Consider the following 19195-nt stretch of genomic DNA (forward strand, 5'->3'; position numbering starts at 1 on the left):
CTGCTCGCCGTTCGGCGTGAAGAATGGCACTCAAGACACCCGCCGGTGCTGATCGGCCCAAAGCCAGAAGACCTTTTACGCCGTTTGGCTGACCTCACCGGGCGCGCGTTATCCTGGGCGCATGACCACCGCGCGCCCCACGCCCACCCTGCGCCGCCGCGCGAAGGCGGCGCTTTCTTTGCTGGAAGGGGCCTATCCGGACGCCCGCACGGAGCTCGAATACCGCAATCCGTTCGAGCTGCTGGTCGCAACCGTGCTCTCGGCGCAGGCCACCGACAAAAGCGTCAACGCCGCCACACCCCGATTGTTTGAGGCCTACCCGGACGCACGGGCACTCGCGCTCGCCACGGCAGAACAGATCGAGCCGCACATTCGCACCATCGGACTCTACCGCGCCAAAGCCCGCAACCTGGTACGCCTGGCGCAACTTCTGGTAGAGCGGCACGCGGGCGAGGTCCCAAACGACTTCGAAGCGGTGGTGGCGCTGCCCGGAGCCGGACGAAAGACTGCCAACGTCGTGCTGTCCAATGCCTTCGGGCGTCCAGCCATCGCCGTGGATACCCACGTCGGGCGCCTCGCACGGCGGCTCGGATTCAGTTCACAGCTTGATCCCAACAAAGTCGAGCGTGACCTGATGATCCTCTTTCCCGAAGAACGCTGGATTTTTCTGCATCACGCGCTGATTCTGCATGGAAGGCGGGTCTGTCTGGCGCGCAAGCCCCTGTGTCATTCGTGCGTGCTGGAACCTCACTGTCCCAAAGTGGGCGTGGCGTGAGTGTGCGCAAACCGGAACGCCGCGAAGAAAAACAGTCGTGGCGCTTCAATCGTCAGGCCTGGTTTTTTCTGCTGGGCAGTTTTGGTTTTGGCCTGGCCCAGGCACAATTGTTTCTGTTTCTGAATTTCTACCTTGGCGCGCTCGGCCTGGGCGCCAGCTGGCAAGGATTCATCAACGCCCTGCCAGCGCTCGCGCTGGTGGTAAGCGGGCTGCCAGCCGCAGCCCTGGCGCGCCGCATCTCCTACGCTCGCACGCTGCAACTGGGAGCGCTGCTCAGCACGCTGGGCTTCTTCACGCTGGCCTCGGCAGACGGGGCCGTTCTGGCTGTAGCAGGAACTTTTCTGCAAGGCGTCGGGGCTGCTTTCCTGGTGGTGGCCGGAGCGCCCTTCATGACCAACAACTCGACCGAACGCCAGCGGGTGTCGCTGTTCTCGGTGCAGATGGCGCTGATGACCGGAGCGGGCTTCCTGGGGAACATCGTGGGTGGCCGGGTGCCCGAATGGTACGCCAGCTTCACCGGCAGCGAAGCGCGTGATCTCGACAGCATCCGCATGGCCCTCCTGGCGGGCGGCGTGTTTCAGCTGATCAGCTTGTTGCCCCTGGCGTTTTTGCGCCCGTCGGGCAAGCCGCGTCCGCCCGGACGGACACTGGCCGTCAAGGCGAAAGGGACCATGTTCCGCCTGGTGCTGCCCAACCTGCTGGTAGGGCTGGGTGCGGGCGCGACCATTCCTTTTTTGAACATTTTTATCGAGGGAAAGTTCAACGTGTCCTACGCCAGCCTGGGTTCGCTGTTCGCCTGGACCAGCCTTGCCACGGCGGTCGCGGTGCTGATCCAGCCCTGGCTGGTGCAGCGCTTTGGCCGCCTGCGTGCCATTCTGTTCGTGCAGACGGCGTCGCTGCCCTTTCTGGTCATCCTGGGCTTTGCTCCTTCGCTGTGGATGGTGACGGTGGCGCTCTTTACCCGTGGAGCGTTGATGAACGCGGCCAGTCCGGTGTACAGCGCCAACGCCATGGACCGCCTGCCCGAAGAGGACCGCGGAGTGTACTCTGCGGTCAACACCATCGTGTGGGATCTGGGGTGGGCCATCTCCAGCCTGGCCAGCGGCTTCGTGCGCAGCGCACTGCCCTTTCACAGCGCGTTTCAGGTGCTGTTCGGTATCACCCTCACGATGTACGCGCTGTCGGTCGTGGCGATCTACTTTCTGCAATACCGCCGCTGGGGTGGGGGCGCGCCGGACGCGGGCGCGCTCAAGGTGTCCAGCGAATGAGGAAGCCCTGGAATTCCAGCTTCGGTCCATTCGTGCCCGCACCCTCAAGCCCGCCCTGCGCGTACCCGGCCTGGTAAAGCGCTCCGCCAGGCGTGAGCAAAGGCAGTGCGGCCGAGGTATTGCCGCCCGTCGCATCAAGCCGATTCAGCCAGACCTGCTGGTCGCCGGCATCGAGTTTGGCCAGGAATTCACTGCGGTAGCGGTCACGGGTGGGGATGCCCTGGGTCAGCACGTTGTAAGAGAGGTACAGCGTGCCATTCGCGCCGAACAGCGGGGTGATTTGTGACAGCGAGGGACTGTACACACCCTCCTGCGGTTCCGGGTTGAGGTTCTGCTTCCAGTCATATGGGGTACTGCGCAGCAGACTGTTATCGGCTGCATAGCGGCTGAGTACGGCCGTGCGGCTTTCGGCCTCTCCGCTGACCCACACCACGGCGGCCCGGCCTTGCGCGTCCACAGCGGCGCCGCTGAGGCACTCGCGCCCTTCGGGTGCGAACCGGCGCTCGGTTCCGGCCGACAGGTCGGCGGCGACCGGCTGCAAGACTGCCTCGTTGGTCTGTGCGTCGCAACCGGTGACCAACACCTGACGTTCGGGGGCAGGCGCAAAGTACGCACTGTTCAGCGTAATTTCACGCCGGGTTCCGGTTTCGCTGCCTTCGGCGGTGAATTTTGCCAGCGTCGCCGAACCGTCGGCGGCAGCGTGTTCAGGATGCCCGAGCAGGTACACACTTCCGGCGGCGTCCACGGTCATGTCGGCGCGTGAAAGTTGGGCGTCCGACATGGCTTTACTCCAGATCAGCGTGCCAGTCGGGCTGAACTTGAGAAAGCTGCCCTCGGGTCCGGCCTGCACGCCCGGCAGGCTGGCCGGCGGACCAACGAGGCTGGCCAGCACGTAGGCGTTTCCGCCGGCGTCGACCGCCACTCGGTAAGCGGCCTCGCTCTGCACCTCGGTGGTGGAGGGCGCAGGAGTTCCGAACGACTTCGACCACAGCAATTGCCCGCCGGGATTGAACTTGGCGACGTAAGCGTCGTAGGAGCAGAAGGGCGGTCCGGCGCGCTCATTGACCCGACAGCTTGCGTCGCCCTCAATCACCGAACCGACGACGTAGACATTGCCCACCGCATCACTGGCGACACCCTGCAGGTTGTCGACCCGCGCCGGCTGACGAACCCACATGCGCGACCCACTGACCGCAGGCGGCTTGCTGTCAGGGACAGGCCGCGGCGCAGGAACCTCTGATCGGGGTGGAGGCGGATTTTCGGTAGGCGGCGCAGCGGTCGCGTTGCCACTGGGCGGATTTTTGATGGGTGGTTGGGAGGCTGGAGTGCCGCCACAGGCAGCCAGGATGAGGGCGAGTGTCATGCCCGAAACGAAACGAAAGTCAACAGAAAGTGGGTTGCTTGGCATGAAACCTCCATGCACGCAGTTCGGTCGTGCTGACCGTATTTGAGCGGCGCTGCATGGCCCAGAGCCCTCAAACAGCTTTACGCGGGCTTACTGTGATGTTGCGCTTCCGTTCACGGCCTTCTTTGAAAAACTACACATTCGCACTCGGCTGCCCGCTCTGTCCGCCTGCGGCGAAGACCGGTATCCCCCATCACGCACGTTTCACAATTGGCAGGGGGCCTGAAAAACCCTTTACACTGTCCCTGATGAACGACAGCGGCCCCTTGGAACGCCTGTACAAAGTGCAGCAGCTGGACTTGCAGCTCGACCAGTTGCAGGCCGAAGAACTGAGCATCCCGCAAGGACTCCGCGACGCGCGCGCCGAGCAGGAACAGATCAATAATGTTCTCGAGGACGTGGAGATCGAGCTGGAGCACGTCGGCAAGAACGTGCGCCAGCTTGAGCAGGATCTGGCGTCGACCCGGGATCAGGTGGCGCGCAACAAAGGCGAGCAGGAAAAGAATGCCTTCAACGCCAAGGTGCAGTCACAGTACGAAAATCTGATTCAGCAGCTCTCGGAGCGCGCCACCGACTACGAGGAAAGCCTGGCGCCCTTGTACGAACGGCGCGGGAAGCTCAACGAACGCCGGACCGATCTACGTTCCCAGCATGCTGAACTGCGCCCGCAAATCGGGCAGCTCGAAGGCGAGGACGAAGCGCGAGTGGCGGGACTGCGCGAACAGCAGGAAACAATCAGAAAAGAGCGCGATGAGCTCGCGAGCAGCATCGAGACCCGTTTTCTCAAGGAATACGAGATGATCCGCAAAGCCAAACGTGGAACTGGCATCGTAGGCATCGAAGCCGGGCGCTGCACCGGCTGCAACATGCAGCTGCCGGTTACCGTGCAGCAGCGGGTCACCACCGCCAAGCTGCCTCCTGTGAAGTGCCCTTCGTGCGGCCGGTTCCTGATCAAGCTGACCTGAGCATGCACCGCGTGTGGAGGGACTGGGCCGATGCCTGGCCTGCACGAAGAAAAGAACGCCAGGGGGTCGTGGATGACCTGATCCTGGCGTTCGCGCTGGGCCATCTGCCGGGTGCCGACGGGGCAACCGTGTTGGACGCCGGCTGTGGCGACGGTTTCTATGCGGGCGCCCTGCGTCGGGCAGGATTGACCGTCAACGGCGTGGACACTACCCCGGCCTTGCTCGAACGGGCCCGTCAGGACCACCCGGGGGTGGACTTCGTACAGGCCGACCTCATCTCACTGCCCTTTTCTACCCATCATTTCGACGCGGTCTTCTGCCTGACGGTGCTGGAATGGCTGCCCGATCCACTGGCCGCCCTGCAGGAACTGAAGCGCGTCGCCAGGCCCGGCGCACCGCTCGTACTGGGTGTACTGGGTGCCGGAAACCGCACGCGTGATTTGCACACTGCCCGCTTCTGGGGGGAAAGTCCTATGAACGGCCTGCTGCCGTGGGAGTTGCCCACGTTGTGTGAACGCCTGGCCCTGCGAGTCACGGCTTCGCAGGGCGTAACGAGGGAGGGAGCCATCTCAGGAGGCCGGGACGCGATGACCCGTGCCATGATCTGGCTCTGTGTTGCGCAAACGCCTCACGACTGAGCAAAATGTGGCCATCCCAAGAGGGCGGCCACCGGGCGAAGCGGGAAAATTTCCGCATTATACGAACTTACGGTACTGGAGCATCTGAGAACACCCTCAGGTGCTCCTGCGTTGCGGCAACCTCGTTGCTGAGGACACTCACTCAGCCCTTCGGCGTTGACTGCTTTGCGCCGCTCTGTCCTCAATGCTCTTGGTATTAAAGCGTGATGCCCTCCGCTTCGAGCTGAGCACGCTGTTCATCAAAGCCGGGTCGGCCCATCAGGGCATACGTGAGCACCTTGCCCAGCTCCACGCCCGGCTGATCGAAGGCGTTGATGTTCAACAGCTCGCCCGCCACGGCCGTCTGCAGCATCAGAAACTGCAGCAGTTCGCCCAGATGTTCGGCGTCGATGCGCGGCAGGCTGATGGTGTAGTTCGGCTGACCGGCGTCGAGCAGAGCGTAGGCGGTAGCGTGCAGCTCAGCGTTCATCAGGGTCTGGTACGGCTTGTTGCCAAGATAGTTCATTTCGTTCTCGTCGGGCTCGGCGTTGGGAATGAGGGCACCGCGATCAGCCTGCTCGACCTTGACGAACACCACCAGCTTGTCCTGCGGTCCCTCGCGGTACAGCTGCACCTGACTGTGCTGGTCGGTGGTGCCGACGGCCTTGACGGGTGTGGTGCCAACCCGCGCACTGCCCCCATCACGCTGGCGGTTCTTGCCCAGGCTTTCGGCCCACAGCTGTGCGTACCAGTCGCTCAAAAAGCGCAGGCGGGTGCTGTACGGCATGAACACCGTGATGTTCTTGCCCTGCTCGCCATAGAGGTGCTGCACCAGCGCTGATTGCAGAATCTCGTTGTGCGCGGCAGAACGCTCGAAGTGCTCCATCGCCCGACGTGCGCCGCGCAGCAGGGCCTCCACGTCGATGCCGCCCAGCGCGGCGGGCAGCAGACCCACCGCACTCAGGACGCTGAAGCGGCCGCCGACCGTGGGCGGCACCGGCAGCGTCGCGTAGCCCTCGCGCTCAGCCAGCGGGCGCAGGATCCCTTTTTGTGGATCGGTGGTGGCGATGATCTGCGCTTTGTACTTCTCCCCTACCTGGGCCTGCAACCAGGCCTTGCATGACAGGTAAGCGGCCATGGTCTCGGTGGTGGTTCCGCTTTTGGAGATGACGTTCACCAGCGTACGGCGGGCATCGAGAACTTCGAGCAGTCCCTCGATGACGTCGCCGTCGACATTGTCGATGAAGTGCACCCGCATTCCCGGGCGGGAAGCCAGGGAGTTGTGAAACGGGTGTTGCAACGCCGTGGTAAGCGTTAAGCCGCCCAGGCTGCTGCCGCCGATGCCCAGCACGATCAGGTCGTCGTAGTGGCCTGCCAAGCGGTCACGCAGGGCCAGCACGTCACCGAGCACCTCGCCGCGCGGCAAATCCATCCAGCCGAGATAGGGATCGCCTCCAGCACGGAAGCGATCCAGCAAGGCGCCTTGTGCCTGTTCGAGCCGGGCTGCGTGATCGGACAGGGCGCCTTCAAGATCGAGTGCATGCGATCCAAGTCGTTCGCTGGTAATGTTTTGAAAATTCAGCATAGCGCTCAGTGTAAAGCCGTTATCATCCTCGCGGAAATCAGCACCCTATCCAGGCGATGCGGGGTCCACAGGCTGTCTGCTCGCTTGACGTGGGGCGCGGGCGAGCTAAATACTCAATGAGAGCTCACTCTGCTAACACGGAACAAGTTTTCTTGGCGTGGAGTGACACAATACCCGAGGAGGACACATGAAACGAGCTGCAATGGTGTTGGGATTGGGTCTGCTGGCAAGCGCCGGCGCCCAGGGTGTGCAATTGAGCGGTGGTGGCGTCGCGACTCAGGGAAGCTTCGGCTTCAACCTCGGCGTGACCTTTATGGACCTGACGTCGCTGGGCGGCCTGCCCGTCGACGGCCGGATTTCGGCTGATCTGGGCAGCGCTGGATCCGGCATCAACGCCGACGCACTGGTCCTGATCCCCAGTGGCAGCTTCAACCTGTACGGCGGGGTGGGCGTCGGTCTGCGTCTGGGCGGCAGCAGTGCACTCTACGGCTCGCTGACAGGGGGCCTCAACGCTCCGCTGACCGACCAGCTCGGGCTGTTCGCCGAAGGCGCCCTGCGCTTCAATGCCGCCTCGGCCCTGCGCTTTGGCGTGACGTACAACTTCTGATTTTCTGATTCACGGCGTCGGCGAGGGGGAGCGTTTCGGCTCCCCTCGTTCTTTTGTTGCGGGCCGCTTCCTGAAGTGGCGTCAGCCGGGCCGGCAAGAATTCACCAATCCGGCTGACCGAGCTGCGGTGCGCAAAACGCGGCGAACCGCGCTCATTTATTCGTGGGGAGCAGCCCCCACTGCACTGCCTTCTGCTGCTGGCGTGTCTTTTCCCAGCAGTTCCCGCAGCAGCCCGAAGGCACCGACCACCCTCGGAAATCCCAGGTAAGGAATGGCAAAGAGCAACGCCTCACGTACTTCCTGCTCGGTGGCTCCCGCACGCAACGCTCCCCGCAGATGGGTTTTGAGTTCGTCCGGGTTGCCAAGAGAAATCAGCATGACACAGGCGAGCAGTTCGCGAATCTTCAGGTCGAGGCCCGGTCGCTCGTAGATGTCACCGTAGGCAAACGAGGTGACGTAGCGTGCCAGGTCGGGATCGAGGTCCTGCAGGCGGCGTTCGATTCTCTCGGCCTGGTCTCCCCAGATGCGGGTTTTGGCGTCCACGAGGTATTCTGGCACGACCGACATCGTGTGGCGCTTCGTGGTCCTGCCGCCCGACCGCCACCTTACCCTGCCAGCCTGTTATTTCTTGAGCTGTTTGATGACGGCCTGCGTCAGGTCCATCTTGCTCGTCTCGGCGTAGATCACCAGTCCGCTTTGCTGGGCGACAGCGTAATCAAGCACCAGGTTGTAGCCCTGCGCTTTGGCCGTCGCCGCCACGGCGGTGTTGACCGTTTTGGCCACGGGAGCGAAGCGGTCCTGCAGCTGTTTCTGGTAGCGCTGGCCGGTGGCGTTGTAGGTCTGGGTGGCGGTCGCCAGGGTCTGGCGGTCGGCTGCCGTGGCGCTGCCCGAAGCGACTTTCTGCTGCAAGGCCTGGATGTTGGTCGCCTGTTTTTTCAGGTCGGCATCCACCTGTTTGCGCAGGCTGGCGAGGCCAGCGCCACCGGGCGCGACCTCCAGCACCTTCTGTACGTTCACGATGCCGATCTTGACACTGGCCTTCTGGGCCTGGGGCATGGTGACGAGCAGGACGGCGCCGATGGGCAGACTGGCTGCCACGACCCCCAACATCAGGCGTTTGGGCATAGGGCGTGTGGACTGTTGTTCTTCGCGCATCAAAACCTCCGAACACGCTGCACACAAAGCGGCGGGCGTGTCTGTGCTCACTGCCTACTATGCGCGACGCCCGGCCCGCGCGCCCTTCTCGTTCTTCTCACTCCCCGTCAGGCTCAATGCCCCATAAGAAACACCCCGCCGGGCGGGGTGTTTCAGCCGGGAAGACGCGGTTACTTCTTGATCTGAGCGGTCACGGCGCTCGTCAGGTCGAGCGAGGGATCGGCGTAAATCACCAGCTGGCTGGTCGCCGCGATGTTCTTGTCGAGCACCATCGTGACACCCTGCGCCTTAGCAGCCGTGGCGACCGCAGCGTTCACGCTTTCCAAAATGGGCTTGTTCTGGGCGTTGATTCTGTCTTCCCAGGTCTTGGCGTTGGTCTGGTAGGTCTTGACGAGCTGGTCGTACTGCTGGCGCTCGGCGGCAGTCGCGTTCTGCCCCTTGTTCTGAATGGTAGTGATCGAGTCGCGGGTAGGCTTCAGCGCCGCTTCCGCCTGCTTGTTCAGCGTGTCGAGTGCACCAAACTGCGGATGGGCTTTCACCACTGCCTGGACGTCGACATAAGCCATTTTCTGGGCGGTGTTCTGCGCCTGGGGCGCAAGGGTACCGAACGCGAGGGCACCGATGACGGCCAGCGGGAGAATCTTTGTTGCTTTCATCAGCGCGAGTGTACCATGACGGATTTGAACAAGATGAAGCAGTTCGGAGGCCCGTGTGATGTGGAGTCAGTTTAGAATCATTTCATGCTTGTTCGCGACTGGATGACACCGCAACCGACCACCGTGACCCCCGACACGCCCGTGCTCGACGCCCTGAAAATCCTCAAGGAGCGTGGCTTCCGGCGTCTGCCGGTGATGGAAAGCGGGCGCCTGACCGGCATTGTGACCCGCAAGGACCTCAAGGACGCCATGCCGAGCAAGGCAACCACCCTGAGCGTGTGGGAGCTGAATTACCTTCTCTCCAAGCTCGCCGTGAGCGAGGTCATGGCCCGCCCGGTGGTCACCGCGGCTGAAGGTGAGTACATGGAAGACGCGGCCCTGCGCATGCAGGAGCACGACGTGGGCGGGATGCCGGTGCTGGCCGACAACGGCAGCCTCAGCGGCATCATTACCATCACCGACATTCTGCGCGCATTCATTCAGATCATGGGCCTGCAGGAAGGCGGCAAACGCCTGACCTTCGACATGCCCGACGTTCCGGGCAGCCTCGCCAAGGCCACGGGCGCCGTGCAGCCGAGCAACATCATCTCGCTCGCCACCACCGGGCATCGGGAAGGTCACCGCCGCTTCGTGATGCGCGTCGTCGGGGACGAGGTTGCGGGCGCCGCCCAACGGGTCCGTGATGCGGGCATCCGCGTCATCGAAGAGTAACGCGCAGCCCAACCGGGCAGGTCACTCAAGCCTCGTGCGCGGGGCTGTCGGGGGCAATGGAGCCGCTTCGCGGTCGCACCTCGATGGGCCCGTATGCAACCTCTTGCCGGACCTCGAAATCTCCGGTTTTTACCCCTTCGAGCAGCGCCGAGAAATAGGTGGTTCGATCACCCCAATCCTGCGCTGGCACCGCTGAAAACAGAAAGCTGGGCAAGTGGCTTGCAAACGCGCGCAGCGCGCCCAGCGCCCCGGCCAGCGTCAGTCGCTCGCGGGCGAACAGCGGCACGCTGACTTCGCGCACTGCGCTGCGCGCCGCCTTGACCAGCCGGGCCAGCCCTTGTGTGCCCGTCGTGCGCCGCTCCCTGCGCGGCAGACCGAGGTCCATGGGAGGAGCAGGGATCAGACCCTCACGCTCGCGACGGCGGGCGCTGAGAAAGGTCACCAGCACGTCGAGCTCCGCGAGTGCTTCCACGCCTCCCACCACGTCCTCCAGAAAATCGTCACCCTCGTCGACCAGCTCGGTCGGTGCTTCCAGGCGGGGGAGCAGCAACCGCGCCTTGAGTGCGATCACCGATGCCAGTGGCGGCAGCACTTCGGCGACTGCCTCCGGCTGCAACGTTCGCCAGTCGGCCACCCGCGCCAGCACCCGGCGCGTGAGGTCGAGCAACGGCACTTCCGTGGGCAGGACCGCACCCGTGCGCAGGGCTGAGGCCAGTTCGGCGAGGCTGCCGGAAAAGACCGGGAGCGCCACCACGAACTCTTCAAACGTCCCGGCAGACAGGTTTTTGTTCAAAGCCGGCTGCCTGCCTGCGGGTGAGGTGAGCGTCACTTCAACCCTGGCGGGCGCGCACGAGGCCGATTTTCTCGCGCACTTCCTGCATGACAGGTGCGGCGATGGCCTGCGCCTCACGCGCGCCGCGTTCCAGGGCGCCGTGCACCACGTCGGCGTCGGCACGCAGCACGCGGGCGCGGTCCTGAATAGGGGTCAGGCTTCGTTCCACCCCGGTCATCAGGAATTTCTTGCAGTCCACGCAGCCGATGCCGGCCCGCGCACATTCCACTTCCACCACCGCCGTCACGCCCGGATCGCTGAAGAGCTTGTGGTAGTGGTAGATCAGGCAGTGATGAGGATCACCCGGATCGGTCCGGCGAATGCGCGCCGGGTCGGTGGGCGCGACCTTCAGCTTGCTCCAGATCGACGCGAAGTCTTCGAGCACGCCAAGGGTGTTGCCCTTGGACTTGCTCATCTTGCCCTGCCCGTCGATGCCGGGCACCCGCAGGGCGTCCTCGGCATGCACCGCCTGAGGTTCCGGGAAGGTGTCGCCGAAGTGGTAATTGAAGCGCCGCGCAATTTCGCGGGTCAGTTCGAGGTGCTGTTCCTGGTCCTCACCGACCGGGACGGTGTCGGCCTTGTAAAGCAGAATGTCGGCGGCCATCAGAACGGGATACATCAGGAGGCCGGACGGAACCGACTCGAGTTTGGACGTCTTGTCCTTGTACTGGGTCATGCGCTCGAGTTCGCCCACGGGCGTCTGGGTGGTGAAGATCCAGGCGAGCTCGTTGTGTTCGCGCACGTCGGACTGCGCGAACAGAATGACCTGTTCTGGGTCGAGTCCGGCCGCCATGTTCACCAGGGTCGCCTCGAACGTTCGCGACGCCAGCAGGTCACGGTCGTAGGCGGCGGGATTGGTCAGCGCATGCAGATCGACCACGCAGTAGATCGCCTGCTTGCCAAGCTGCTGACCGAGCTTGACGTAGTTCTGAATGGCCCCAAAGTAGTTGCCGATGTGAATGTCGCCGGTCGGTTGAATGCCAGAAAAGGCGCGGGGCATGGCAAGAAGTATAGAGCCGCGCAGGCCATGTAAGCTCCTGGCAGGCGGGCGCGCCGATGCTGGGCAGCTGGCTGGATCAATTATGGGCCGAGCCACCTGCACCTCAAACCGTACAGCCCGAGTGCTGTGTCGGAATGACAGCATGAACGGGCGCGCTTTACAATAACAGCATGAGCCAAGCAAACGTTCGTCACAAGCCGCATCCGGGTGAATGGGTATGACGGCCCAGGAAGGCCGGAAAATTCGCGTACTGATCGCCAAGCCCGGCATGGACGGGCACGACCGCGGTGCCAAGGTGATCGCGCGCGCACTGCGTGACGCTGGCATGGAAGTCATCTACACCGGTCTGCGCCAGACGGCCGAGATGATCGTATCGGCCGCCATCCAGGAAGATGTCGACGCCATCGGCCTGTCCGTGCTGTCAGGGGCGCACATGCATTACTTCCGTGAGGTGCGCGCACTGCTGCACGAACGCGGCGCGGACGACATCATCCTGTTCGGTGGCGGCATCATCCCCGATCAGGACCTGAGTAAGCTGAGTGACCTGGGCGTGGGCAAGGTCTTTACGCCCGGAAGCAGCACCGAAGACGCGGTCAACTGGCTGCAGGGCGTCGTGCCGGGCCGCTGGGACGAGCAGCAGGGGCTTTCGAGCAACAGCAGCGCGTGAACGTCCGCCTGGTGCTGCTGTTTCTGGCTCAGGCGCTCGCGGTGGGCGCAACCAACAGCAGCCTGGTACTGGGCAGCATCATCTCGTCGCAACTGGGGCGCGAAGCTCTCGCGGGACTGCCTGCCACGTTTAATACCCTGGCCGCCGCCCTCTCAGCGTATCCCTTCGGTCTGCTGATGGCCCGCCTGGGCTGGCGCAGTGGACTAATCGGCGCCTACTTGCTGGGGGCGCTGGGCGCCTTGATCGGCTTCACCGGTGCCCGCTCGGGGCTCTTCTGGCTGTTCCTGCTGGGCTGCGCACTGATGGGCGCCGCGCAGGGCGGATACCAGCAAGGGCGTTACGTGGCCGCAGCAAGCGTGCGCCCCGAGCGCCGAGCAGCCGCCCTGAGCCTGCTGCTGTTCATGAGTGTGCTGGGAAGCGCACTCGCTGCGGTGCTTGCACCCGTGCTGGCACGCATGGCCGTCAGCTTTGCCACCAGCAGTGAAGTGCTGGGCTGGAGTCTCGCCGCGGTCCTGCTGCTTCTGAGCGCCGCGCTGACTCTCGGCTGGCCTGCCGAGCAACGCCCGCCAAAAAGTGTGGCGGCCTCAGGGACTTCCCGCGACGCCTGGAAGACAAACCCGGTGCGGGTGGCGGCGCTTTCACTGGCCGTCGCGCAAGGCGTGATGGTTACCCTGATGGTCCTGACGCCACTGCGCGCGCACCACCTTGGCATGCACCACGCCAGCGTCGCCGGACTGCTCACCTTGCATTTCGTGGGCATGTTCGGTTTCGCGTGGGCTGTCGGTCCCCTGATCGACCGGCTGGGAGTGCGTTTCGGCCTGATTAGCGGATCGCTGTTGTTCGTGGTCGCGGCCCTGCTGTTGCCGCTGACCGACAGTGTGGCCCTCACCGGATCGATTTTCGCGTTGGGCCTCGGATGGAACCTGTGTTATGTCTCCGGTTCCTCGCTGATGGCCACGCACCGTCAGGCGCAGGGCAGCGTCGAAGCACTGACCTACCTCAGCGCCGGGCTGGGTGCGCTGGGCGGCAGCGTGATCGTTGCGCAGGCTGGCTTCAGCGCACTGGCGCTGGTGGGCGGCGTTTTGGGGCTTCTGCCCGCGGTTGCTTCGCTGTCCCTGGGACGTCGTGTACCCGCACTCGGGTAACCCCTCCGGCGCCCTTCCTTGAGCCCGCGCCTGTTCAGGGGCATGTCGCGCCATGACCGACCGTCCGGACAAAATCGGCGCCACGCTGGCAAGGGCAGCCTGGGTTCCCGCTGCACGATCAAACAGCACGGTCGGCGCAAAAAGTCAGGGCCGGGCGTGCGGCGCCGGCCCCTTGACCCCATGAGTATCAGCCTTGTTTGGAAGCAGGCACGGAGCGCGCCTCCTGCACGTCTGTCGCTTCTTTGTGGTCGTCGTGCTCGTTGTTGCGGGCAGCGTTGGCTTCACGGTCGTTGACACCCTTGAAAGACGGTTTGCGGTCGTGCTCTATTTCGTGCACTTCTTTCTTGTTCCGGTCGTACTGATCGGGCAGGCTGGTGTGGCCTTTGTTCTTGTCGTCGTTGTCTGGCATTCTTCCACCCTGGCAGGGGCAGGCACACCAAGTACGAGCGGACGCTGAAATGACCCTCACAAATGAAGTTCGCGTCAGGTCGCCCTGTCCGCGAAGCGCCCATCATTGTGAAAGCAGACGTGGGCGCCCGGCCACACCCCGTTTGCCAATCCGGTGAGGTCATGTTGGTCGAGGAGGAGATGAGGCCACCCTTGGCTCTGCCGATCGGCAGTTCGAACTTCGGGAATGGGCGCTCGACTTTCTGGGTCAGCACACGTCAGATCCGCCGGTGACCGCAATCAGCACAGCCTGAGGTGCTGTTCAACGCTGACGGTCCCGGATTTCCTGCAGTGTCTCCTCGAACGCGTCCAGAAACGCTTCTTCCAGCTGCAGGTCACGCACGAGGTTGTCCTGCTGATTGACGGCCTGCTGTTTGGCCCAGCGGATCCGCGCGCCCCAGGCGCGGTACACGTTGCCTTTTCCGGCCACGAAGCGCGCGGCGTGCTCGACCGCTGCTTTCGGGTCGCCGGTGGGCGCCACCATCGACAGGTTGCGCAGACCTCCGTCGTCATTCACCAGGCTCGCCACGATTTCAATGCGTCCTCCCCGGTGGCTGAGAAACACCTGGTCCACCCGCCACATGCTGGTGGCACGCAAGGGCGTGTCGCCTGGTCCGCCCGAGCGTCCACCGGGTTTGCGTCGGACTGATCGGGCCACGGCTATACCAGCGGCAGGCGCTCGGACAGCACGCACGCCAGCGCCAGGGAGTTGAATTTGGCTTCTTCGCTGTCAGCACGCGAGGTCAGCACGATAGGCGCTCGCGCACCCATGATGACGCCCGCCACGCGCGCCCGCGCAAAGTACACCAGCGTCTTGTAAAACACGTTTCCCACGTCGATGTCATCGACGATCAGCACGTCGGCGCGACCTGCCACCGGGCTGGCGATTTTCTTGATGCGGGCGGCCTCCAGGCTCACGGCGTTGTCGAGTGCGAGCGGACCGTCGATGCTGGCCCCCTTGATCTGTCCGCGGTCACCCATCTTCGAAATGATCGCGTCGTCCACGGCCGTGCTCATGTCCGGGTTCACGACTTCCACGGCGGCCAGCATCGCCACGTTGGGCTGAGGTATGCCCAGCGCGTGCGCGACGGCCACGGCGTTCTCCACGATGGTGATCTTGGCCTTGAGATCGGGTTCGATGTTCATGGCTCCGTCGGACATGAAAAAGAGCCGGCCAAAGTCCGCTCCTGGCACGTCGTACACCAGCACGTGCGACAGCAGCTTACCGGCGCGCAGTCCCCAGTCTTTGTTGAGCACTGCCCGCAACAACACGGCCGTGTCGAGCAGGCCTTTCATCAGGATGTCCGCTTCGCCGCTCGTCACCGAGCGCACGGCCAGTTCGGCAGCCTCATCGTTGTTGGCGGCGGGGCGCACGTCGGCCCTGCCGAGGTCGAGTCCCACTTCGTGGGCCGCCGCCGTGATCGCGGCCGGGTCACCGAAGAGAATCGGTCGGATCAGGTTTTCAAGTCGGGCTTCGTGAACGGCAGCCAGCACGTGCGCGTCTCCGGCGGCGGCCACCGCCACCCGCCGGGGACCGCGCACCGAAGCCACCAGCCGTGCCAGATCGAGCAGGGCCGGTACGCTCCGGACGGGTTCGATGATGCGAAAGTCGATGGTCATCGCGTCACCTTAACAGGCTGGCCCCAGGCGTCACAGGCAGGCAGCAGAAACAGGAGCGGCAGGCGGGCACTCACGTGGTGGTCGCGCGCCAGTCCTGCAGTTGCTCCAGTCCGAGCAGCACGCGACCCGCACCTTCCGCGAGTGCCTCGAGTTCCAGCTCTCCGGGCAGCACGATCACGGGCGCAATCCACCCGACGTTGTCCTCGATGCGGCGCACCAGGTTGTCCCAGCGGGCCACGCCGCCCGTGATAGCCACGGCGTCCGGGCGTCCTCCAATGGCACTGTAGGCGCCGATCGACTTGCTCACCTGATGAATGAAGGCCTGCACCACCACGCGGACCTCGATCTCGGTCTTTTCACGCTGTTCGAGTTCACGCAAATCGGCCGTGCCGACGAGCCCTTTGAAGCCACCCTCATTCGTGAGCAGCTGCTCCAGCTCAGCACGCTCGGTGCGGTACGCCAGATCGAGCAGGGCGCGGGTGGGCAGGGTGCCGGCACGCTGTGGACTGAACGGTCCTTCGTCGAGCAGGGCGCCGCTGGTATCCACCGCGCGCCCCTGGGCGAACGCCGTGACGCTGATTCCTCCGCCCAGATGAGCCACCACGATCCGGGAATCCTGAAAGCGCTTCCCGACTTCGTGTGCGGCGCGCCGGGCCACTGCACGGGCATTGAGTGCGTGAAAGCGGCTGCTGCGCTCTATGCCGGGAAACCCACTTACCCGCGCTTCGGGCAGCAGTTCGTCCACGCTGGGCGGGTCGACGATAAAGGCAGGAACACCGTGCTGCTGCGCCAGTTCCAAGGCGAGCGTGGCACCGAGATTGCTCGCGTGATCGCCATAGGGTGAATTGAGGGCGAACTGGGCCAGCTCGGATGTGACTTCATAGGTACCAGCGCGCAGCGGGCCGATGAGTCCACCCCGACCTACTACCGCGTCGGGCCGGGGCCAGGTGGCCACTGCCTGCGCAATGAGGGCGCGCATCTGGGCCGAGCGTTCGGCCTGGGTTCCCTGCGTGTCCGGATGGCTCACCTCGTGACGCTCCAGCGTCAGGCGCAGTTTTCCCGGCAGCTCCGGAGTTTCGCTGCTCTCGATGTGCGCCAGCGCCAGCTTGGTGCTGGTCGAGCCTGGATTGATCACGTACGCGATCATGGTGAGAGCCTATCATGCAGTACCCGGACTTCTCAGATTCGGTCCCCGGCCGCAACCAGGAAATCTGACGCACGGCGATGAAAACGCTGCTTTGCTCTCCTGTCTGAAGCTTCGACCCACAGCACCTTAAGAAAGATGAAAATTCTCTCATAAAGAGGCGGGCTGTCTTTCATGCTCTGGATGTGGAATAGGAACATGAAACGAGCCGCCGGAATTCTGCTGCTTCTCGTCGGCCTGGGCCTCGGCGCCACCCTGCTGCGCGACGCCGTACCAGTGTCAGACGCGCAAAACCAGTCGGGCAGCCCAGCTCAGCCCCAGGCCAACAGCGCAGCCGCCCAGCAGCCGCTGCGTCCGCTCAGCGAAGCCAACAGCCGCCTGCAGGACGAGCAGAACACCATTCAGATTACCCAGCGTTTCGAGCCCGGTGTGGTCTACATCTCCACCGCCACCGAGTCAGTGGTAAACGACCCGCTCGCGCAGCTGTTCGGTGGAAGCCCCTCGCAGAATCGCGTGCAGGAAGGCCTGGGCTCGGGGTTTTTTGTCAACGAGCAGGGCGATATCCTCACCAATTTTCATGTCGTCGGGGAAGCCACGCGCATTCAGGTCCGACTGTTCAACAACGAGCGGGTCTTCAACGCTACCGTCATCGGCAAGGCGCCGGCTTACGATCTCGCCCTCATTCGAGCGCAAAACATTCCCCGCAACCTGATCCGTCCCATCCCGCTCGGTGACAGTGACAAGCTGCAAGTCGGTCAAAAGGCGATTGCCATGGGCGCGCCGTTTGGCTTTGACTTCAGTGTCACGACGGGCATCGTCTCTGCCACGAACCGCAGTATCCCGATCGGTTTCGCGGGGCTCAATCAGCAGGGCCTCAATCAGAACACCATTCAGACGGACGCCGCAATCAATCCGGGAAACTCCGGAGGACCGCTGCTCGATTCGACGGGGCGCGTCATCGGCATCAACACCGTCATCATCTCACCGTCGGGCGCGGCGACCGGTACCGGGCAGAACGCCGGCATCGGCTTCTCGATTCCCATCAACACCGCCAAGGCGCTGCTTTCCCGGCTTCAGAACGCTGGCGGTGGCATCGTACAACCGCCCCGCATCGGCGTGAGTGCGCCGGGATTCCGCCTGTCGCAGCTCAGCGCCGAGTTCCGGCAACGTCACAACCTGCCCGCCAACGGCGTGCCGATCCAGAGCGTCGAACCCAACTCGCCTGCCGCTACCGCCGGCCTGCGGGGAGGCAACCAGACCGTCAACATTCCCACTCCCCAGGGAGCGATTCCGCTGCGCGTCGGCGGCGACGTCGTGACGCGGATCGACGACAAGCCCGTCAACGCCATCGAGGACATCCAGGCTGCCCTGCTGAACAAACGCCCTGGTGACACCGTGCGCATGACGGTCCGGCGCGGCAACAACTCGCAGCAGCTCACGGTGCGCCTGACGGATGCATCGTTCCAGACCACCCGCCAGTGAACGCTGAGCGTGCCTGGAGCGCCCTGGAGCAAGACCGCCAGCTGCTGAGCGAACTGGCGCAGCAGGCTTTTCCTGCGCGGCTCGCAGTGGTCGGCGGAGCGCTGCGCGACGCCCTGCTGGGACGACCAGCCCGCGAGCTCGACATCGTGCTGGAAGGAGCCAGCGTCGCCGAATTCGCCCGGCAAAGCCAGCTGCCCTTTACCTACCATCCCCGCTACGACAACGCCACCCTGCGCCTGCCAGACGGACGATTCATCGACCTGATTCGCACGCGCGGTGAACGCTACCCCTCGCCCGGCGCGGCACCCGAAGTTTTCCCCGCCGACCTGCACACCGACCTGGCGCGGCGTGACTTCAGCGTGAACGCGATGGCCCTCGACCTGCGCGGTGGCGAACTGATCGATCCCCTGGGCGGGCAGCGCGACCTGACCCACAGCGCGCTTCGCCCCCTGCACGACCGCTCCTTTCGGGATGACCCCTCGCGGCTTGCCCGTGGCGCGCGGCTGGCCGCCCGGCTCGAGTTCGATCTGGAGGCTTCAGGCCGCGCGCAGGTGCCGGACGCCCTGAGGTACGCACCCCAGACGCGGCGTCTGTGTGGCGAACTGGCACTGTGCTTTCAGGAGCCCTTTCCGGGCAAGGTGTTCGAGCGGCTCCAGACCTGGGGCGCCGAGCACCTGTTCGGCGCCAATGCCACCTCCTCACTCCTTCTGCTGGACGAGCGGCGGGCCTCGGGCAACGCCGTTCCCGCCTCGATCTACGGCGCGGTGTGGCTTGCCTTGCAGCCTGACCCAGCGGAGGCGAGCCGTCGCTACGGGCTGGGTGAAAAGGCCCTCAGGTTACTGGCGCGCGCCCGCTCAGAGGGGCGCTTTGCACTGCACACGCCCGAAGACGAAGTGCGGCGCGCGCTGCAGCTTCCCGTTCCCCTGCCCGGTCTCGCCGGAGCAGATCTCGTAGCGCTGGGAGTTGCCCCAGGTCCGGCCGTCGGACAGGCGCTGCGTTTTCTGCAGGGCCTGCGTGAAGCGGGCGAGGTCAGCAGCGCAGAAGACGAACGCGCCGCCCTCAAGGCATACTTGGAAAGTGCCAGGCCATGACACTGGGCCGATGGGCGCATCCA

Annotated in this window: 21 protein-coding genes; 10 read left to right on the forward strand and 11 right to left on the reverse strand. The window is 64.3% G+C overall.

What is annotated here, in order from left to right:
- The first annotated feature begins 121 nt into the window (after positions 1-121).
- Positions 122-775 carry an endonuclease III gene (gene nth / locus DEIPE_RS01530; RefSeq protein WP_015234222.1) on the forward strand — a complete coding sequence of 218 codons (654 nt, stop codon included), beginning with the start codon at positions 122-124 and terminating at the stop codon, positions 773-775.
- The gene (locus tag DEIPE_RS01535; RefSeq protein ID WP_015234223.1) at positions 772-2043 is read left to right on the forward strand and encodes an MFS transporter; all 1272 of its coding nucleotides are present in this window, start codon (positions 772-774) and stop codon (positions 2041-2043) included. The genes nth and DEIPE_RS01535 overlap by 4 nt, the downstream gene beginning before the upstream one ends.
- On the opposite strand, the gene DEIPE_RS01540 is transcribed toward DEIPE_RS01535, so the two are convergent.
- The gene (locus DEIPE_RS01540; protein WP_041230628.1) at positions 2024-3220 is read right to left on the reverse strand and encodes an NHL repeat-containing protein; all 1197 of its coding nucleotides are present in this window, start codon (positions 3218-3220) and stop codon (positions 2024-2026) included. The two genes, DEIPE_RS01535 and DEIPE_RS01540, sit on opposite strands and share 20 nt — an antisense overlap.
- Positions 3221-3696: 476 nt before the next feature.
- On the opposite strand from DEIPE_RS01540, the gene DEIPE_RS01545 reads away from it, so the two are divergent.
- On the forward strand, positions 3697-4413 hold the full coding sequence (locus DEIPE_RS01545) for a zinc ribbon domain-containing protein (RefSeq protein WP_015234225.1): 717 nt from the start codon (positions 3697-3699) through the stop codon (positions 4411-4413).
- Positions 4414-4481: 68 nt separating this feature from the next.
- A complete protein-coding gene (locus tag DEIPE_RS21890) occupies positions 4482-5051 on the forward strand; it encodes a class I SAM-dependent methyltransferase (protein ID WP_157448729.1) in 570 nt (189 codons plus the stop codon).
- A 196-nt stretch (positions 5052-5247) separates the two neighbouring features.
- Here the strand turns inward: DEIPE_RS21890 and DEIPE_RS01555 are convergent, their stop codons facing one another.
- A complete protein-coding gene (locus tag DEIPE_RS01555) occupies positions 5248-6615 on the reverse strand; it encodes a hypothetical protein (RefSeq protein ID WP_015234227.1) in 1368 nt (455 codons plus the stop codon).
- A gap of 187 nt (positions 6616-6802) precedes the next feature.
- Between DEIPE_RS01555 and DEIPE_RS01560 the strand changes: the two genes are divergently transcribed.
- Positions 6803-7222, forward strand: coding sequence for a hypothetical protein (locus DEIPE_RS01560; protein ID WP_015234228.1), 420 nt, complete (start codon positions 6803-6805; stop codon positions 7220-7222).
- A gap of 156 nt (positions 7223-7378) precedes the next feature.
- Here the strand turns inward: DEIPE_RS01560 and DEIPE_RS01565 are convergent, their stop codons facing one another.
- From DEIPE_RS01565 to DEIPE_RS01575, 3 genes are all read right to left on the reverse strand, one after another.
- On the reverse strand, positions 7379-7789 hold the full coding sequence (locus DEIPE_RS01565; RefSeq protein ID WP_015234229.1) for a carboxymuconolactone decarboxylase family protein: 411 nt from the start codon (positions 7787-7789) through the stop codon (positions 7379-7381).
- A gap of 54 nt (positions 7790-7843) precedes the next feature.
- Positions 7844-8377: an OmpH/Skp family outer membrane protein gene (locus tag DEIPE_RS01570; RefSeq protein ID WP_015234230.1), complete on the reverse strand. Its 534-nt coding sequence runs from the start codon at positions 8375-8377 to the stop codon at positions 7844-7846.
- Between the two features lie 170 nt (positions 8378-8547).
- Complete coding sequence (locus tag DEIPE_RS01575) at positions 8548-9033, reverse strand: OmpH/Skp family outer membrane protein (protein WP_015234231.1); 486 nt, start codon at positions 9031-9033, stop codon at positions 8548-8550.
- 84 nt (positions 9034-9117) lie between these two features.
- On the opposite strand from DEIPE_RS01575, the gene DEIPE_RS01580 reads away from it, so the two are divergent.
- A complete protein-coding gene (locus tag DEIPE_RS01580) occupies positions 9118-9744 on the forward strand; it encodes a CBS domain-containing protein (protein WP_015234232.1) in 627 nt (208 codons plus the stop codon).
- Between the two features lie 25 nt (positions 9745-9769).
- Here DEIPE_RS01580 and DEIPE_RS01585 read toward each other — a convergent pair whose 3' ends face one another.
- Positions 9770-10537, reverse strand: a complete 768-nt coding sequence (locus DEIPE_RS01585; RefSeq protein WP_245557576.1) for a segregation and condensation protein A — start codon at positions 10535-10537, stop codon at positions 9770-9772.
- Positions 10538-10574: 37 nt separating this feature from the next.
- Positions 10575-11576 carry a tryptophan--tRNA ligase gene (gene trpS, locus DEIPE_RS01590; RefSeq protein ID WP_015234234.1) on the reverse strand — a complete coding sequence of 334 codons (1002 nt, stop codon included), beginning with the start codon at positions 11574-11576 and terminating at the stop codon, positions 10575-10577.
- 211 nt (positions 11577-11787) lie between these two features.
- Between trpS and DEIPE_RS01595 the strand changes: the two genes are divergently transcribed.
- Both DEIPE_RS01595 and DEIPE_RS01600 read left to right on the forward strand, forming a co-directional pair.
- The gene (locus tag DEIPE_RS01595) at positions 11788-12243 is read left to right on the forward strand and encodes a cobalamin B12-binding domain-containing protein (protein WP_015234235.1); all 456 of its coding nucleotides are present in this window, start codon (positions 11788-11790) and stop codon (positions 12241-12243) included.
- Positions 12240-13388, forward strand: coding sequence for an MFS transporter (locus DEIPE_RS01600; protein ID WP_015234236.1), 1149 nt, complete (start codon positions 12240-12242; stop codon positions 13386-13388). The genes DEIPE_RS01595 and DEIPE_RS01600 overlap by 4 nt, the downstream gene beginning before the upstream one ends.
- A 187-nt stretch (positions 13389-13575) precedes the next feature.
- Here the strand turns inward: DEIPE_RS01600 and DEIPE_RS01605 are convergent, their stop codons facing one another.
- From DEIPE_RS01605 to buk, 4 genes are all read right to left on the reverse strand, one after another.
- Positions 13576-13797, reverse strand: a complete 222-nt coding sequence (locus DEIPE_RS01605) for a hypothetical protein (RefSeq protein WP_015234237.1) — start codon at positions 13795-13797, stop codon at positions 13576-13578.
- A 300-nt stretch (positions 13798-14097) separates the two neighbouring features.
- The gene (locus DEIPE_RS01615) at positions 14098-14493 is read right to left on the reverse strand and encodes a hypothetical protein (RefSeq protein WP_015234238.1); all 396 of its coding nucleotides are present in this window, start codon (positions 14491-14493) and stop codon (positions 14098-14100) included.
- A 2-nt stretch (positions 14494-14495) separates the two neighbouring features.
- Entirely contained in the window at positions 14496-15455 is a 960-nt protein-coding gene (locus DEIPE_RS01620; RefSeq protein ID WP_015234239.1) for a bifunctional enoyl-CoA hydratase/phosphate acetyltransferase, read from the reverse strand.
- 70 nt (positions 15456-15525) lie between these two features.
- Positions 15526-16602 carry a butyrate kinase gene (gene buk, locus DEIPE_RS01625; protein ID WP_015234240.1) on the reverse strand — a complete coding sequence of 359 codons (1077 nt, stop codon included), beginning with the start codon at positions 16600-16602 and terminating at the stop codon, positions 15526-15528.
- Between the two features lie 195 nt (positions 16603-16797).
- On the opposite strand from buk, the gene DEIPE_RS01630 reads away from it, so the two are divergent.
- A complete protein-coding gene (locus tag DEIPE_RS01630; RefSeq protein WP_041230632.1) occupies positions 16798-18081 on the forward strand; it encodes a S1C family serine protease in 1284 nt (427 codons plus the stop codon).
- Positions 18078-19172 (forward strand): tRNA nucleotidyltransferase/poly(A) polymerase family protein, encoded by a 1095-nt coding sequence (locus tag DEIPE_RS01635; protein WP_015234242.1) that lies wholly within the window; start codon positions 18078-18080, stop codon positions 19170-19172. The genes DEIPE_RS01630 and DEIPE_RS01635 overlap by 4 nt, the downstream gene beginning before the upstream one ends.
- Positions 19173-19195 lie beyond the last annotated feature (23 nt).

Origin of the sequence: Deinococcus peraridilitoris DSM 19664 (assembly GCF_000317835.1) — a bacterium.
Taxonomy (GTDB): domain Bacteria; phylum Deinococcota; class Deinococci; order Deinococcales; family Deinococcaceae; genus Deinococcus_A; species Deinococcus_A peraridilitoris.

Bases quoted from the DNA above. Each gene is read 5' to 3' on its own strand.
- DEIPE_RS01540 (WP_041230628.1), bottom strand. From the start codon at position 3,220: ATGTGGGTTCGTCAGCCGGCGCGGGTCGACAACCTGCAGGGTGTCGCC.
- buk (WP_015234240.1), bottom strand. From the start codon at position 16,602: ATGATCGCGTACGTGATCAATCCAGGCTCGACCAGCACCAAGCTGGCG.
- DEIPE_RS01580 (WP_015234232.1), top strand. From the start codon at position 9,118: ATGCTTGTTCGCGACTGGATGACACCGCAACCGACCACCGTGACCCCC.
- DEIPE_RS01620 (WP_015234239.1), bottom strand. From the start codon at position 15,455: ATGACCATCGACTTTCGCATCATCGAACCCGTCCGGAGCGTACCGGCC.
- DEIPE_RS01575 (WP_015234231.1), bottom strand. From the start codon at position 9,033: ATGAAAGCAACAAAGATTCTCCCGCTGGCCGTCATCGGTGCCCTCGCG.
- nth (WP_015234222.1), top strand. From the start codon at position 122: ATGACCACCGCGCGCCCCACGCCCACCCTGCGCCGCCGCGCGAAGGCG.
- DEIPE_RS01630 (WP_041230632.1), top strand. From the start codon at position 16,798: ATGAAACGAGCCGCCGGAATTCTGCTGCTTCTCGTCGGCCTGGGCCTC.
- DEIPE_RS01565 (WP_015234229.1), bottom strand. From the start codon at position 7,789: ATGTCGGTCGTGCCAGAATACCTCGTGGACGCCAAAACCCGCATCTGG.
- DEIPE_RS01555 (WP_015234227.1), bottom strand. From the start codon at position 6,615: ATGCTGAATTTTCAAAACATTACCAGCGAACGACTTGGATCGCATGCA.
- DEIPE_RS01570 (WP_015234230.1), bottom strand. From the start codon at position 8,377: ATGCGCGAAGAACAACAGTCCACACGCCCTATGCCCAAACGCCTGATG.
- DEIPE_RS01560 (WP_015234228.1), top strand. From the start codon at position 6,803: ATGAAACGAGCTGCAATGGTGTTGGGATTGGGTCTGCTGGCAAGCGCC.
- DEIPE_RS01595 (WP_015234235.1), top strand. From the start codon at position 11,788: ATGGGTATGACGGCCCAGGAAGGCCGGAAAATTCGCGTACTGATCGCC.
- trpS (WP_015234234.1), bottom strand. From the start codon at position 11,576: ATGCCCCGCGCCTTTTCTGGCATTCAACCGACCGGCGACATTCACATC.
- DEIPE_RS01605 (WP_015234237.1), bottom strand. From the start codon at position 13,797: ATGCCAGACAACGACGACAAGAACAAAGGCCACACCAGCCTGCCCGAT.
- DEIPE_RS01545 (WP_015234225.1), top strand. From the start codon at position 3,697: ATGAACGACAGCGGCCCCTTGGAACGCCTGTACAAAGTGCAGCAGCTG.